Origin of the sequence: Brevundimonas vesicularis (genome assembly GCF_044807075.1) — a bacterium.
In the GTDB taxonomy this organism is placed as follows: domain Bacteria; phylum Pseudomonadota; class Alphaproteobacteria; order Caulobacterales; family Caulobacteraceae; genus Brevundimonas; species Brevundimonas vesicularis_G.
Genome location: NZ_CP085234.1, coordinates 447,787 through 461,543, shown reverse-complemented (window position 1 = coordinate 461,543; position 13,757 = coordinate 447,787). Strand labels below are relative to the sequence as shown.

General features: G+C 67.3%; 14 protein-coding genes. 4 read left to right on the top strand and 10 right to left on the bottom strand.

The window, feature by feature from the left end:
- Positions 1-33: 33 nt before the first annotated feature.
- The 4 genes from LG306_RS02215 to LG306_RS02200 all read right to left on the bottom strand — a co-directional run bounded on the left by LG306_RS02215 (position 34) and on the right by LG306_RS02200 (position 3,637).
- Positions 34-516, bottom strand: coding sequence for a hypothetical protein (locus LG306_RS02215; protein ID WP_404417800.1), 483 nt, complete (start codon positions 514-516; stop codon positions 34-36).
- Positions 517-539: 23 nt separating this feature from the next.
- Complete coding sequence (locus tag LG306_RS02210; protein WP_404417797.1) at positions 540-1,868, bottom strand: tetratricopeptide repeat protein; 1,329 nt, start codon at positions 1,866-1,868, stop codon at positions 540-542.
- A gap of 277 nt (positions 1,869-2,145) precedes the next feature.
- Positions 2,146-2,430 (bottom strand): hypothetical protein, encoded by a 285-nt coding sequence (locus LG306_RS02205; RefSeq protein WP_404417794.1) that lies wholly within the window; start codon positions 2,428-2,430, stop codon positions 2,146-2,148.
- 211 nt (positions 2,431-2,641) lie between these two features.
- Positions 2,642-3,637 (bottom strand): alpha/beta hydrolase, encoded by a 996-nt coding sequence (locus LG306_RS02200; RefSeq protein ID WP_404417791.1) that lies wholly within the window; start codon positions 3,635-3,637, stop codon positions 2,642-2,644.
- 439 nt (positions 3,638-4,076) lie between these two features.
- On the opposite strand from LG306_RS02200, the gene LG306_RS02195 reads away from it, so the two are divergent.
- A complete protein-coding gene (locus LG306_RS02195; protein ID WP_404417788.1) occupies positions 4,077-6,134 on the top strand; it encodes a ParB N-terminal domain-containing protein in 2,058 nt (685 codons plus the stop codon).
- 175 nt (positions 6,135-6,309) lie between these two features.
- Positions 6,310-7,041 carry a nucleotidyltransferase domain-containing protein gene (locus LG306_RS02190; protein WP_404417785.1) on the top strand — a complete coding sequence of 244 codons (732 nt, stop codon included), beginning with the start codon at positions 6,310-6,312 and terminating at the stop codon, positions 7,039-7,041.
- Positions 7,042-7,071: 30 nt separating this feature from the next.
- On the opposite strand, the gene LG306_RS02185 is transcribed toward LG306_RS02190, so the two are convergent.
- The 6 genes from LG306_RS02185 to LG306_RS02160 form a co-directional block, all read right to left on the bottom strand.
- A protein-coding gene (locus LG306_RS02185) for an IS3 family transposase (protein ID WP_095046155.1) occupies positions 7,072-8,444 on the bottom strand; the annotation gives its coding sequence in 2 pieces (ribosomal slippage) (positions 7,072-8,087 and positions 8,087-8,444; 1,374 coding nt in all).
- A gap of 431 nt (positions 8,445-8,875) precedes the next feature.
- Positions 8,876-9,517: an NrsF family protein gene (locus tag LG306_RS02180; protein ID WP_404417781.1), complete on the bottom strand. Its 642-nt coding sequence runs from the start codon at positions 9,515-9,517 to the stop codon at positions 8,876-8,878.
- A 43-nt stretch (positions 9,518-9,560) separates the two neighbouring features.
- Positions 9,561-10,040: a YHS domain-containing (seleno)protein gene (locus LG306_RS02175; protein ID WP_404417778.1), complete on the bottom strand. Its 480-nt coding sequence runs from the start codon at positions 10,038-10,040 to the stop codon at positions 9,561-9,563.
- Positions 10,041-10,130: 90 nt separating this feature from the next.
- A complete protein-coding gene (locus LG306_RS02170) occupies positions 10,131-10,766 on the bottom strand; it encodes an NrsF family protein (protein ID WP_404417775.1) in 636 nt (211 codons plus the stop codon).
- Positions 10,756-11,298, bottom strand: a complete 543-nt coding sequence (locus LG306_RS02165; protein ID WP_404417772.1) for a sigma-70 family RNA polymerase sigma factor — start codon at positions 11,296-11,298, stop codon at positions 10,756-10,758. The genes LG306_RS02170 and LG306_RS02165 overlap by 11 nt, the downstream gene beginning before the upstream one ends.
- Before the next feature lie 370 nt (positions 11,299-11,668).
- Positions 11,669-11,908, bottom strand: coding sequence for a response regulator transcription factor (locus tag LG306_RS02160; RefSeq protein WP_404417769.1), 240 nt, complete (start codon positions 11,906-11,908; stop codon positions 11,669-11,671).
- Positions 11,909-12,241: 333 nt separating this feature from the next.
- Here LG306_RS02160 and LG306_RS02155 point away from each other — a divergent pair, with 333 nt between their 5' ends.
- Together LG306_RS02155 and LG306_RS02150 are read left to right on the top strand one after the other, a co-directional pair.
- Entirely contained in the window at positions 12,242-12,730 is a 489-nt protein-coding gene (locus LG306_RS02155; protein ID WP_404417766.1) for an RNA polymerase sigma factor, read from the top strand.
- Between the two features lie 10 nt (positions 12,731-12,740).
- Complete coding sequence (locus tag LG306_RS02150; protein ID WP_404417763.1) at positions 12,741-13,715, top strand: FecR family protein; 975 nt, start codon at positions 12,741-12,743, stop codon at positions 13,713-13,715.
- Positions 13,716-13,757 lie beyond the last annotated feature (42 nt).

Here is a 13,757-nt window from a genome sequence, read left to right as displayed (position 1 = left end):
AACGTCTCGAAGGTCGGTGCGCGTTGACGGCCGTTATCGCTCGAGGAAGCGAACGACGTAGGCGACGATCAGGCCGAACAGGAGGTGGCCGACCAGCGAGGCCCAGGTCAGGGTGACGAAGCCCAGGAAGGGCGGCAGGCCCGCGAACAGATGCGCCATCACATAGAGGGCGAAGATCCAGAGACCCACCCCGAAGCCGGCGCCGGTCAGGGCGACGGGCAGGCCGGGGACGATCAGGCGCTGAAGCGGCCGCGCGATGAAGAGGTAGCCGAGCGGATAGAAGACCACCCCGACGACGGCATGGATGGCCTCGGCGACCAGCGTGTTGTTGAAGCCGAACACCGATTGCACCAACGCCGCCGGCTGGAGCGGACCGCCCACCCAGAGCGGCGTGATCAGGCGCGCCCAAATCTCCCAGACGATGTCGGCGGCCAGGCCGGCTAGCAGCGCGGTGCGGATCAGCTTCGGCTGGATCTGCGGGAAGAGGCTCGTCTTGTTCATTTCCATCGTGGTCATGGAAAACTCCTTGAAATGGGGGCTTAGGCGGAAAGGCGCCGGTTTTCGGGGCGTTCGATCAGCTGGAACAACCGGTCCTCCGCCTTGAGCCGCTGGCGGACCTGACCGATCCGGGAGACGGCGGCGCCACCCGCGCTGCTGCCTGCGGCCCTGGCGAGCGCGAGCACGAAGACATCGCGCTGGGCGTTGCTGCCGCCGATCGTCGGCAGATTGGAGATCATCCGGTCGATGACCTGACGGTCGGCCGGTGCGTCGAACCCGGCGAGTACCCGCGCCATCGGCGCGCCGATCTTCGCGGCGACCCGCGCTTGATCGCCCTGGCCGAGCGCCTTCCTGTCGAGCTCCGCAACGAGCGTGCTGACGCCGCCGAGATCGCCGACGGCGACCATGGCCGCGAGATTGTGGAGCGCGGCGAAGATCAGGGTCGTATCCTTCCGACGCGCGTGAGCGACCTGCGCCAGTTCCGTCCAGCGGTCGCCGACATGGACGCCGGAATGCTCGAGCCGCCAGAGCAGCGACACCGCATTCGCCATGTCACGGAAATCGTCCGTCGGCTGCGGGCGGACCTCGTCGTCGTAGATCTGCAGGACCCGATCGTGGTCGCCGCGCTCGAGGTGAAGCAGGCCGAGATGCCAGGCCATGTGGAACGAGAAGTTGTTGCAGCGAGACCAGGCGTCGCGGCCGTTCTCGAGCCAGTCGATCCCGTTCGCCGTATCGCCCCGCATCTCGAACACGTGCGAGACCGCATGCAGCCCCCAGGCGTCTTCAGGCTGGATCGCCACAGCCTGCTGACCGAACCTCAAGGCGTCGGCGTAGAGACCCTGCTCTTCGAGCGAAAACGCATGGCAGCCGAGGACGAATCCGGCTCCCGGCGCCGTCACGTCGAGGTGAGCGACAGCGCGCCGGCTGCTGGTGAGCATGCCCGCCTGATCGCCGGCCATGAATCGCAGCGACTGCGAAAGCTTGAACGTCAGGAGCGTCGCCGGGCGGGCTTCAGAGCCGTGGTCGAGACTATCGGCCGCGCGGAGGAACTCGCCGGCGCACGCCGCGGCCAGGGCGTCGACAAGGATACGCTCGTCGGCCGAGCCGCCATGCTTGATCACCAGCGCCGTTCGCGCGTCCACGAGCGCGGCCTGGGCGACGGGGTGAAGTTCCGATCGACCCAGAATGAGGTTGGCGAACCCTTTGACCGCATGAGCCGCGACATGATCCGGGTCGGCCGCCAGCGTGGCCTGCAGAGCGGCGCCCGTGCTCGGCCGGTGCGCCGCGAGGCCGAACACCGTGTTCTCGAACGCGGTCTGCGCCACCCGACTGTCGGTCGTGGTGAAGAGGCCGTAGCAATCGCAGTTCATCCCGTCGCTCCGTAACGAAAGCGGCCTTCTCCCCGAGGTGCGAGGACGCGACCGACAATGCGTTTTCGTGAGCGGCGCGCTTCCCGTTACAGCGAAGTCTGCATTTTCTTGTGGTCGGGCGCGGGCGGGCGTCTTTCCGGGCCGGGCACGGGGGCGCCTTTTCGAACGGATCAGGCGCCTGACGCCACAGGGCCTCGGTCGTGATCCGCAGCTGTGTGATCGACGCGGCCCTTGCCGCCGTCAGGCGGGCGAGCCTCGCTCGGTTGCGCCGTCGGACCTAATGAAACGAAGGTTTGGTCGCGCCGGGAGCGAGGTCCGTCATGTCCAGACTGGCCACCATGGCGTCGATCTCGGCGTGCAACTTGTTGAGGTCGAGGCCGTCGAAGCGGGTCTCCGCCGCCTCGCGCCAGGCGAGGCGCAACAGGTCTCTGGCCTCCTCCGCGTCGAGATCGTCGAGATAGGCCAGACCGCGTTCCGCCAGCAGCCGTCGCGCGACGATGCCGGCCCTCCGGGCGAGGTCCTCGTAGATCTCCGTTTCCTCGTCGGTCACGTCTTCGGCCACGATGGTCTTCCGGGACGGCGAATAGGGGACGGGCCTGGAACTTCTGCGAGGAAGCCCGGGGTTTCGGAGCCGGCCGCCGCCGACGTCAGAAACGTCCCCCGGCTCCCGGTCGGTCCCTATCGATCCGGAACCCGTCTCCTCCAACCTACAGGCTGTAGGGACGCAGGCAATGCCGGGACATCGGCGGCGGGGCCGACGCATGCGGCCGTCGTCAGACTGCGGCGCGCTTCAGCTCGTCGGGAGAAGGGGCGCGGTCGAGGCGGACGCCGAGCGCATCGGCCATATCGACCCTGTAGGCCTCGGCGAACCTCCGGCTGACCGTCGCACGCGGCGCGACCAGGTCGAAGGCGTGGAAGGCGCCCTGCGCGACGTGCAGCCCACAGGCGACGCCTTCGGCCTTCAGCCGGGAGGCGTAGGCGAGGTCTTCCTCATGGAACAGGTCCTGGTCGCCCACGCCCAGCCACGTGCGGGGAAGGCCCGCGAGGCTCGTCGATCGCGCCGGCGCGGCGTAGGGCGAAACGGCTCGCGACGGATCTTCGGTCCGCAGATAGGCCGCCCAGCCGAAGCGATTGTTCGCCGGACTCCAGAGCGGGTAGGCTCGCCCGTCGCCGGCCTCGCGTTCCGCGGTTCGATCGTCGAGCATGGGATAGAGGAGCAGTTGGAAGGCGATCGACGGCCCTCCCAGATCCCGCGCGGCCAACGCCAGTCCGGCCGTCAGACCAGCTCCCGCACTGCGTCCGCCGACGGCGATGCGCTCCGGATCCAGTCCCAGTTCGAGCGCCGAGCCGTGAACCCACTCCAGCGCGGCGAGGGCGTCGTCCAGCGCGGCGGGATAGGGGTGGGTCGGCGCGAGGCGATAGACGGGCGCGACCACGACCACGCCCAACGCCTTGCAGAGGCTCAGGCTATGGGCGTCATCGTCCTCCGGCCGACCCAGAACAAAGCCGCCGCCGTGAAGCCACAGGATGGCGGGTCGAGGTCCGACTTCTTCGACAGGACGGTAGACCAGCAGGCTCACCGCGCCGCCGTCCGCACGCGGTGCGCGCGCCCACCTTCGCTCCACGCCGTCGTGCACCCGGTCTTTGCGGAAGGAGAAGACGGTGCGGAGACGCTGGACGAGGCCGACCATCCTCGGACCCAGCCGCAGCTTCGGGAGCCAGGCGGCCACCCCTCGCAGCTCGGGATCGAATCTCTCTTCGACCTTCATTCTGGACGCCCGGAATAAACGGGGGAACGCGCCTGTCGTCCGACCATCGCACCGTCTCTCCTCTGCAAATCGCGTCGAGACGAGTTCGTGCGGCCCGGGATCAAGGTTACACCCGTCATCGACGTTCCGCCGACGATGCGTCGTCGCGGTCCGGGATGCGGGCGCCCCGCCAGTCCCGCACAACGTCCGAAAGAGCAGCCTAAGGGCTCCGCCCTCGCGCGGGCCAGGGTGAAGCGGCTTCGCCGCCGGATCGGCCGGTCTCCCCGACCTTCCGCGCCCGCGACGGGGGGCAGGGTCGTCAATGCGGCGAGGCGTGTGCAGGCCGGGCGATCCCCCTCCGGCCGATCCGCCCTGGCCCTTGCTACCCCGGTCTCGCCGACGGGCAGGGTTTCAGGCGCGCGGTTCGCGTGCCTGCAACCCTTGCCCAAAGGAGGCAGACATGACTGCTCAATCCACCCAAGCCCGTATCCCTGCGGCGGCTGACGCCGCCGCGACCGGAGCGGATCAGGAGCCCGCGCACGGTGCGGAGCTCTTCGTGCCGCTCAATCAGTTGAAGGCGTCGCCGAAGAACGCCCGGAAGGTGAAGCATTCCGAAGCGAGTCTTGAGGCGCTGGCGGCCTCGATCAGGGCCAAGGGGGTGTTGCAGCCGCCCGTGGTCGAAATCGAGCGCGGCGAGGACGGCGTTCCGACCGGAAACTATCTCGTGACCATCGGGGAGGGGCGGCGACTGGCCCTGCGGATGCTGGCCAAGCGCAAGGCGATCAAGCGGACCCATCCGGTGCGTGTGACCGTCGATACCGAGAACGACGCCCATGAAATCAGTCTGGACGAGAACGTCACCCGCGAGGCCATGCATCCCGCCGACCAGTTCGAGGCCTTCAAGCGGCTCGCGGATGAGCGGGGCTACGGTCCCGAGGAGATCGGCGCCCGGTTCGGGGTGACGGCGACCGTGGTGCGTCAGCGGCTGCGGCTCGGGGCGGCGGCGCCCGAGTTGATGGCGGCCTACCGGGAGGGGACGCTGGCGCTGGACCAGTTGATGGCCTTCTGCGTCAGCGCCGATCAGGACCGCCAGCGTCAGGTGTTCGAGCAGTTGGGCGAATACCGGCCCGTCCACGCCATCCGCCGCGCCATGACCGAGGCCAAGGTCCGGGCGGATGACCGGCGGGCGCGGTTCGTGGGCGTGGAGGCCTATGAGGCGGAAGGCGGTTCGGTGCTGCGCGACCTGTTCACCGAGGACGGCGGCGGCTGGCTGGAAGCCCCGGCCCTGCTGGACCGGATGGTCGCCGACAAGCTCGCCGGACTGGCCGACGAGGTGCGCCGACGCGAGGGCTGGAAATGGGCCGAGGTCGGGTCGGACTATCAGGACGCCGCCGCCCTGGGCCGGGTCTATCCGGTCGAGGTCGTCCGCTCCGAGGCGGACGCGGCGCAGATCGCCGCCCTGTCGGAGGAGTATGACGCCCTCGTGTCCGGGATGGATGCGGCGGACGCCCTCTCGCCCGAGGCCGACGCCCGCCTCGAGGAGATCGACAAGGCCCTGCAGGCCTTCGGCCCGGACTTCGACTATCCCTCAGAGGTCAAGGCGCGGGCGGGGATCATCGTCATGCTCGGTCACGACGGACTGGCCCGCTTCGAGCGCGGTCTGGTGCGGGCCGAGGACGCCGTGGAGACGCGGCGACCCGATCCGGAAGCGCCGGAGGGCTGGACCGAGGACGGCGGCGGGGCGGACGACGCCCCGCCCGCGCCCGAGCCGGAGGCCGATGACGCTCTGGCGCCTCTGTCGGAGCGGCTGGTCCTCGACCTGACCGCCCACCGGACCATGGGGCTGCGCGACGCGGTGCAGGCCGACGCCAACATCGCCCTGACGGTGGTGGTCCATGCGCTGGCGCTTCAGGTCTTCTATCCGGCGTGGGGAACATGGACCCCGCTGCAACTGCGGTTGAGCGTGACCGGTCTGGAGCGGCTGGCGCCCGGCGTCAGCGACGCCCCGGCGGGGCGGCGCGTGGCCGACCGGCTGGAGAGGTGGGGCGCACGGCTTCCGGAACAGGCGCGCGACCTCTGGGAGGTTCTGATGACCCTGCCGCCTTCGGCGTTGCTGGACCTCATGGCCGTCTGCACCGGCGTCGGACTCTATGCCGTGCGCGATCCGCACGACCGCAAGCCCGACGCTCTGGCCCATGCCGAGGTGCTGGCGACCGCGACCGGTCTGGACATGACCGGGACGTGGGCGGCGACGGCGGCGTCCTACTTCTCGCGAGTGTCCAAGGCGAGGGTGCTGGAGGCCGTGACCGAGGCGACGACGCCCGAGGAAGCCGGACGCATCGCCGGGTTCAAGAAGGGGGACATGGCCGAGGCCGCCGAACGTCTGGTCGAGGGCGAGGGCTGGCTGCCCTCCGTGCTGCGGACGGCTCCGTTGGTCGATCCCGAGCTTACGGAGGCGGAAGGCGAGGGGGACCGCCCGCCGTCTGACAAAGAGGCCTACAGCTTCGCCGCCGAATAGCCCCGGCGGTTCGGAAAACTCGCCGCGCGTCCTTTGGGGGCGCGCGGCTTTTTGCTTGGCCGCCTTCGGTCGGCGGGAGCCTCGGGCGCATCGCGCGACGTCGTCTCAGGAGACGAGGCTGCGACCGTGAGGTTTCAGCCTTGCCGTGTGGAGCGGGATCGCTGAGACTCGACCGATGAAGAAAAGCCTCGACCATCTGCCGCCGCGCAAACAGGCCGAACTCCGCCAGGTGGTCGAGACCGTGCGCGCCGCATTCGAGGAGGCGGTGTTCAGCCGACGCGCAGACAGGCTCAAGAACGGCAAGATTCTCAAGATCATTCTCTACGGAAGCTATGCGCGCGGCGACTGGGTCCACGATCCGGTCGGACGGTACTTCTCGGATTACGACCTGCTGATCATCGTCGATCATGAGGACCTGACCGACTATGAGTTCTGGCGCGAGGCCGAGAACCGGACCATGCCGGTCGGGCCCGATATTCGCACCCCCGTCAGCCTGATTGTCCACGCGCTGGACGACGTAAACGACCAGCTTGATCGAGGGCGCTATTTCTTTGCGGATATCGTTCGCGAAGGCGTGGTGGTGTTCGATACGCCCGAGGTCAAACTGCACAAGCCCGCGGACCTCAAGGCGCGGGTCGCGCTGGAAGAGGCCGAGCGGCACTATGAGCAGTGGATGGCGAGTGCTGCGAGCTTTCGGAAAGTCGCTGCGTTCTGCATTGCCGAGAACGAACCGAACTTGGCGGCCTTTAACTTCCATCAAACGGCCGAGCACCTCTATCATGCGGTGCTTCTCGTCGTGACGCTCTACAGCGGCAAGGCCCACAACCTCGCCTTCCTTCGCAAGAAAGCCGAAGCCATCGACGTGTCCGTCGTCGAAACATTTGGCGCAGGTTTGGCGTGGCGTTAACGGAGAGCGGGCCTCGTCAGGGGTTGGCTTTTAGGCGGCGAGCTTGCGGTGCTGCAAGCGGCGATGTTCGATGGTCTGTTTCTTGATGGCGGCGCGCTGGGCGTGGATCTGCCGATCGCGGCCAAAGTAGGCATCTGCGGGCGTCACATTGCCCAGGCTTTCGTGATAGCGCTGGTGGTTGTAGTGCTCGATGAAGGCTTCGATCTGGGCTTCGAGATCGCCGGGCAGGTAATAATTCTCCAGTAGGATGCGGTTTTTCAAGGTCTGGTGCCAGCGCTCGATCTTGCCCTGTGTCTGGGGGTGAAAGGGGGCGCCGCGCACGTGGCTCATGGACTGGGCCTCGATATAGGCGGCCAGTTCGCCCGCGACATAGCTCGGGCCATTGTCCGAGAGCAGGCGCGGCATGTGCAGCACGGTGGCGCTGTCACAACCTGATGCGGCCAGCGCCAAGTCCAGCGTGTCGGTGACATCGCCCGCCGTCATGGTGGTGCACAGCTTCCACGAGATGATGTAGCGGGAATAGTCGTCGAGCACGGTTGAGAGGTAAACCCAGCCCCAACCGATCAGCTTGAAATAGGTGAAGTCGGTCTGCCACATCTCGTTTGGTCGCATCGTCTTGGTGTGGAACTCGTCGCGGGCCTTGATGACGATATAGGCTGGGCTGGCGATCAGATCCTGTGCCTTGAGCAGGCGATAAACCGTGGCCTCGCAGACAAAGTACTGCTTCTCATCGGTAAATTTGGTGGCCAACTCGCGGGGCGAGAGTTCGCTTTCCTCCAGCGCCATGTCGATGATCTGTTTGCGCACATTCTCGGGCAGCCGGTTCCATACCCGGCTTGGCGCCGAGGGGCGGTCTTCCAGCGCCTCAGGCCCACCATCAAGGTAGCGGGCATACCAGCGGGCAAAGGTGCGGCGTGGGATGCCCAGTTTCTCCAGCGTCTGTCGGGTGGGCAGATGGGATTGCTCGACGAGGCGGATGATCTCGAGCTTTTCTGCGGCGGGATACCTCATTCTTGGTCGCCCCCATCCGCGATCATGCTTTTTTTAAGCAGGCGGTTCTCGAGCGTCAGGTCGGCCACGCATTCCTTGAGAGCCAGTGCTTCACGGCGCAGATCCTTGACCTCGTCACTGGTGGCGGCACGGGCCGTGTCCCCGGCCAGACGGCGTTTGCCAGCCTCAAGGAATTCTTTTGACCAGGAATAATACACGCTCTGGGCGATGCCTTCGCGGCGGCACAGTTCAGCGATGCTCTCCTCGCCGCGCAGGCCTTCGAGCACGATGCGGATTTTATCCTCGGCCGAGAAATGCCGGCGTGTGGCACGGCGAATATCTTTCACCACCACCTCGGCGGGCTTCTTGGTGGGCTTGGCAGCCAATTTTGGGCTGGAGGGATTGGGTCTCATCTGCGTTCCTTACGTCACTGCGACGAGACCCAATCCCTCCATTATCCGCAACCCCAGATCTGTGCCAAAGGCGCTGACGCCGAACATTGTCCATGCATCGGACGGCGAACTCCGGGGACCCCAGCGCCAGCGCGGCGATGATCGCATGGGGATCGCTGTCGGTGACCTCGGCGAACCGATGGATGCGCTCGAGATTGATCCGACCCGCTCCGGCCTCGAAATGCTCATAGGACCGGACGGCCATGTTCATTCGGCCGGCGACGTCGAGCGTCCGGAGTCGACGGCGCGACCGAATGAGCCGCAGGCTGGAGGACAGCACCGCGCGGGATACGGGGAGGTCGCCGCTTTCCATCTTCAGGTGGCCAGACGTGCTTCACGGGGGGTCGCCGGGCTCATCAACCGGACGAACCCGACGGACGCCATGCGTGAGTTCACCACCGCAAGAGCGTGCGCCCGGCCAGGAACCCCACAAGCGCGGCCGCCGCGACGCCAAGGGAATACCAGGTGGCCACGAACGCCAGAGAGACCTCCGGGCAGAAGAAGAAGCCGTAGGCTGCGGCGGCGATCGCGCCTGCCGAGGCCCCGAGCGCCGCCCCGGCCGCCCGGGGCCGGACGGGGGCGAATTTGCGCATGGCGTAGACGAGCAGGGGGGCGGGGAACAGAGTGACGATCAGAATGTTGCGGCCACAGATCGTCCAGGTGTCGCCCAGCCAGATGGCCAGACGATCAGCCGGACGGGTCGCCACCAACTCGATCGCGCCGGCGGACCCGCCGATCGCCAGGACGAGCAGGAGCATCGCGGCGGCGCCACGCGCGTCGACCCCGGGACGGCCCAGGTGCGACGCCAGGCGGAGAGACGCCGCCGCCAGCGCCAGCACATACAGCTCCTTCAACCACAAGCCGGGCGGAGGATGGATGTCCAGGTGGCCGACCCCGAAGATGGCGGCCACGCCGATCATGGCGGCGATCGCCGAGCCGACCACCGGCCAGCCCCAGATCCGCGTTCGAGACGCCGCCCTGAGATCGGATGAAAGAGCGTCGATGAGGCGCTCGGTCGTGAGAGTTGTGGTCATGGGATGGGACAGATCGAGGAGGAAGACCGGCGAGCGCGCGGCGTCACCGCCGGGCTGCACCACGCTGTGCAGTCAGGACCCGGGGCCAGTTCGCGCGACCCCGCACGATGGAGGCGGCGCGATCCGCCTCCCACAGCGCCTTCGCCTGCGCGTTGAAGTTCAGGAACAGCTGGCCATCGACGATCCGCCATTGCAGCGGATCCCCGGGCGCCAGGTAGTTTCGACTGACCGCCCAGGCGCAGTAACCGCCGAACTGGGGCGCATAGGTTTGCGGCGCAGCGCGAAACCGCGCCAGATTGGCCGCGCTGGCGAACCGCCAGGTGGCGCCGTTCCAGCGCGTGGAGTGTGCGTCAAGACCTCGCCTCGGGCGTCCCTCGGTGAAATAGCTGACGGTGTCGTAGCCGCGCAGGGCGAGCCCGGCTCCATCGACGTCGATGGCCGGAGAATCCGCATGCGCGCTCGATGCGGCGAGGGGGACGAGCGTGGCGCAGGCCGCGACGAAAAGCAGGGAGCGACGGTTCATGAGAGCCTCGGTAGGGAACGGTACCCCTCATTCGTCTCCGCCGCCGGATCGGTTACAGGATCGTCTGTCCCGGCCGCTTCGCCCGAGACATCACCAGCGCAGGGCGAACCGCCCCGCGATGCCGCCGCACACGCCGGCCGCGGCCACGCCGAGCGTGTACCAGGTCGCCACGAAGGCGGCGGTCGCCTCATCGCAATGGAGCACGCCGTAGGCCGTGGCCGCGAGGCCCCCGGTGACGAGCCCGAGAGCGACCCCGGCGGCGACGGGACGGGTCGGCGCGAGCTTGCGAGCGGACAGGAAAACCAGCGGCCCCGCCAGCAGCGAGACCATGACGATGTTGCGGCCGCAGACCGTCCAGGTGTTGCCGAGCCAGGTCGAGAGTCTCAGATCCGGGCGCGTCAGCGCGATCTCGGCGCCGCCCCACGCCACGGCGAAGGCCACGATCAGGACGAGGGCGATCACGGCGCGCCGGGGATCCGTTCCCGGCCGCCCCAGACGGGTCGCCAGCCAGACCGACGCGGCGCAGAGGCCCGCAATATACCCTCCCTTCACCCAGGGGGTGGGGGAGCCGAGCGCTGTCAGAAGGTCAGGGCGTATGTCGAGCAAGAGGGCCACGGCCAGAACCGCGATGGCCGCCGCCACGCCGAGCAGTCTGGAGTCGAGGCGCGCCATGCCGGTCGGTTCGATGCCGGCGGCAAGGGCGTCGATGAGGTCGTCAGTCTTCATGATGCGCCACGCTGGCGGAGAGGGTCTTCATCGATCGATGCACGCTGACCTTGGCCGCACCTTCCGTAAACCCGTTGCGGGCTCCAGCCTCCGCCAGACTGTAGCCGCCGATACGCACATCCTCGATCAGACGTCTTTGCCGTGACGGCAAGATGGCCATTACCTTCGTCAGATCGCGGCGGATGGCCCCGTCCTCCACAGTATGCTCCGCGAAAAGGATCGAGACATCGTCGATCGGGATGTCGGACCGGCGGCTCATCCTCCGGAAGTGGTCGATCAGCTTGTAGCGCGCAATGGCGTAGATCCACGCCGTCGCGGGAAGGGTGCGATCATAGGTGCCTCTCTTGGCGTGGATCGCGATCAGACATTCCTGGACGAGATCCTCGACGTCCGCATCGCGACCGATCAGCCGCTGCTTGAAGAAAGGAGTCAGCACGGCGCGCAAGGCGATGAGGAACATCCGCCAGGCGTTGGCGTCACCGTCCAATCCCCGCAGCATATCCGCTTTGAGTTCGGCTTCCTTGTCGATCAAAGGGCGATCCATCGTTCGTGCTGCACGCGCAAGCGATTGTTCGTTCCACCAAGGCAAAGGTTACACACGGGATCGAAAAAAATAGATTTGCTTGCGAACGGCCGGGACTTCGCCCGCCTTTCAGGGCGCGCAGAGACTGCGTCCCGGGCTTTCGCGCGAGGTCTTCGGCAGGCTCTCGATGGCGGTTCGCGCCGGGTTCGACAGGCGATCATCCCGGCGCTAGTCTGACGTTCGGCGGGTTCGGGGACAGCTAGGCGCTGATCTTGAGCCAGGGGACGCATCGCGTCGGCGGCGATCAGCGCTGAAACTCCCGGCTTCCTCACAGAAGTTCCAGGCCCGCCCCCTTCTCCTCCGGGCCGGGACGGGACCATCATCCGATTTCCGGATCGATCAAGCCTTCCCTCACGGCCACGGCGACCGCCTCTATCCGGGTTCGGACTCTCAGTTTGGCGCAGGTCTTCTCGAGGTAGCTGTCCACGGTTCTCGGAGAGAGTCCGACGATCTGGCCGATGTCGACGGAGCTCTTTCCCCGGCTGACCCATTGCAGACATTCGGCCTCCCGCGCGCTCAGGAGAGGTGTGGGTCGAGCCCCTTGAGGTGCGCAGTCCATGGTCGTTCCCTAAGTTGTCCGGCGCACGTTGGGAGGGAATCGCGTTTGAGGGCAACGACAGTGATTGGCGGTCGATCCGCAAGAAATCTGCGCGGACAGAGCGGGCCGCGCCCGGGCGCCCGGGTTGCGCATCGTGCGACTTTGATTCATGATTCCGTCGCCGGCGCCTGCGTCGGTGGGGCCTGGAATCCCCTGTGCGACACTGATCATCGACGGCACGCGTGGAGCGCGGATGCCGGTCGCCGACGACGTCGGACCCCTGCGCTTGCGCATGGGCCCGGGTCGCGAGCCGCCTCGGGATTCCCGACTTCTCAGGAGAGCCGGAGAAGCGTTGTGACAGAGGCGAAACAGCTCGGCGTCAACGATCAGGACGGGCTGAACCGCCTGTATCGGCAGTACAGCGTCTGGCTGGGCCGACGCCTTCGGCCCGCGCTGGGGTCGGAGGCCGCCGCCGACGTCGTGCAGGAAACCTACATCCGCGCGGCGCCCTACGCCCTGAGCGATATCCGCCATCCCAAGGCGTTTCTTCTCAAGATCGCCATGAACCTCCTGAGAGACGAGCGACGGTCCAGAGCGCGCCGTGAACCGGCGGAGCACGGCCCTGACATGGTCAACCACGAGCACGCTTCGCAGATCGAGGAAATCCTGCTCGCGCAGATTCTCCATTCGATGCCGGCCCTGTACCGGCATGTTTTCGTGCTCAATCGCTTTGACGGCATGACCTATCCCGAAATCGCCCGGACCCTCGACGTGAGCGTGAAAACGGTGGAGTGGCGGATGGCCAGGGCGATGGAATACTGCGCGTCCCGGATGGATCTGTGAGGCAGGGCGGATGACGATCGAGGGCGGCATCGACAAGAGGGGGCGAGAAGCGGCCGACTGGTTCGCCCTACTCAACCAGCGCAGGGTCGCGACGGCGGATCTGAAGGCTTTCAGCGCCTGGCGTCGCGATCCCGAGAACGCGCGGGCGTTCGGCAAGCTCGAGGCGGTGTGGGACACCGCCGGCGGCCTGGCGAACACGCCGGAGATCGCCCGGATGAAGGCGGAGGCCAGGACCTCGGCGCGCAAGGGAGCGCGAGGCGAGGGGCGACGGATCGTTCTGGTCGGCGTCGGCGCCGGAACGGTTGCGGCGCTCGTTCTGGGAGCGACGACGCTCTGGTGGTTCCAGCAACCGACGCGCTACACGACGGCGGTCGGGGAGCAGCGAACCATCGCGCTCGAGGATGGCTCGCGGCTGACGCTCGACACGGCCTCGGAAGCGGCGGTCCGCTTCAGCGGATCACGCCGGTCCGTCGTGCTCACCCATGGTCAGGCCATGTTCGATGTCGCAAGCGATGCCCGCCGCCCCTTCGTCGTGCAGGCCGGTGACGCCCGGATCATCGCGGTCGGGACGCGCTTCGACGTCCGGCGGAGCGGCGACGGAGCGCGGGTCGTCCTGGTGGAAGGGCGAGTGGATGTGCGGGTGGACGGTCACGCGGACTCGCGCTGGTCGCTCACGCCCGGACAGCAGGTGACGACCTCGGCGACCAGACCTCGGATCGCGGTCGCCGATGTCGCCGCATCGACCAGCTGGGCCGCCGGGCGTCTGACGTTTGACGAGACGCCCATCGCCCAAGCCGTCGCGGAGATGAACCGCTACAGCCGCGCCCCGATCGAACTTCGGGATGACCGGGTGTCGTCGGTCCTCGTGAGCGGGGTCTTCAACGCCGGTGACACTGAGGGTTTTGTGGCGGCCCTGACCGATCTCTACGCGCTCGAGGTGACCCGGGGCGACGACGGCCGTACGGTTCTCAGCCGACGTCAGTGAAATAGTTCGACCGACGAGTTAGGGGAAGCGTCGTCGTCAGTC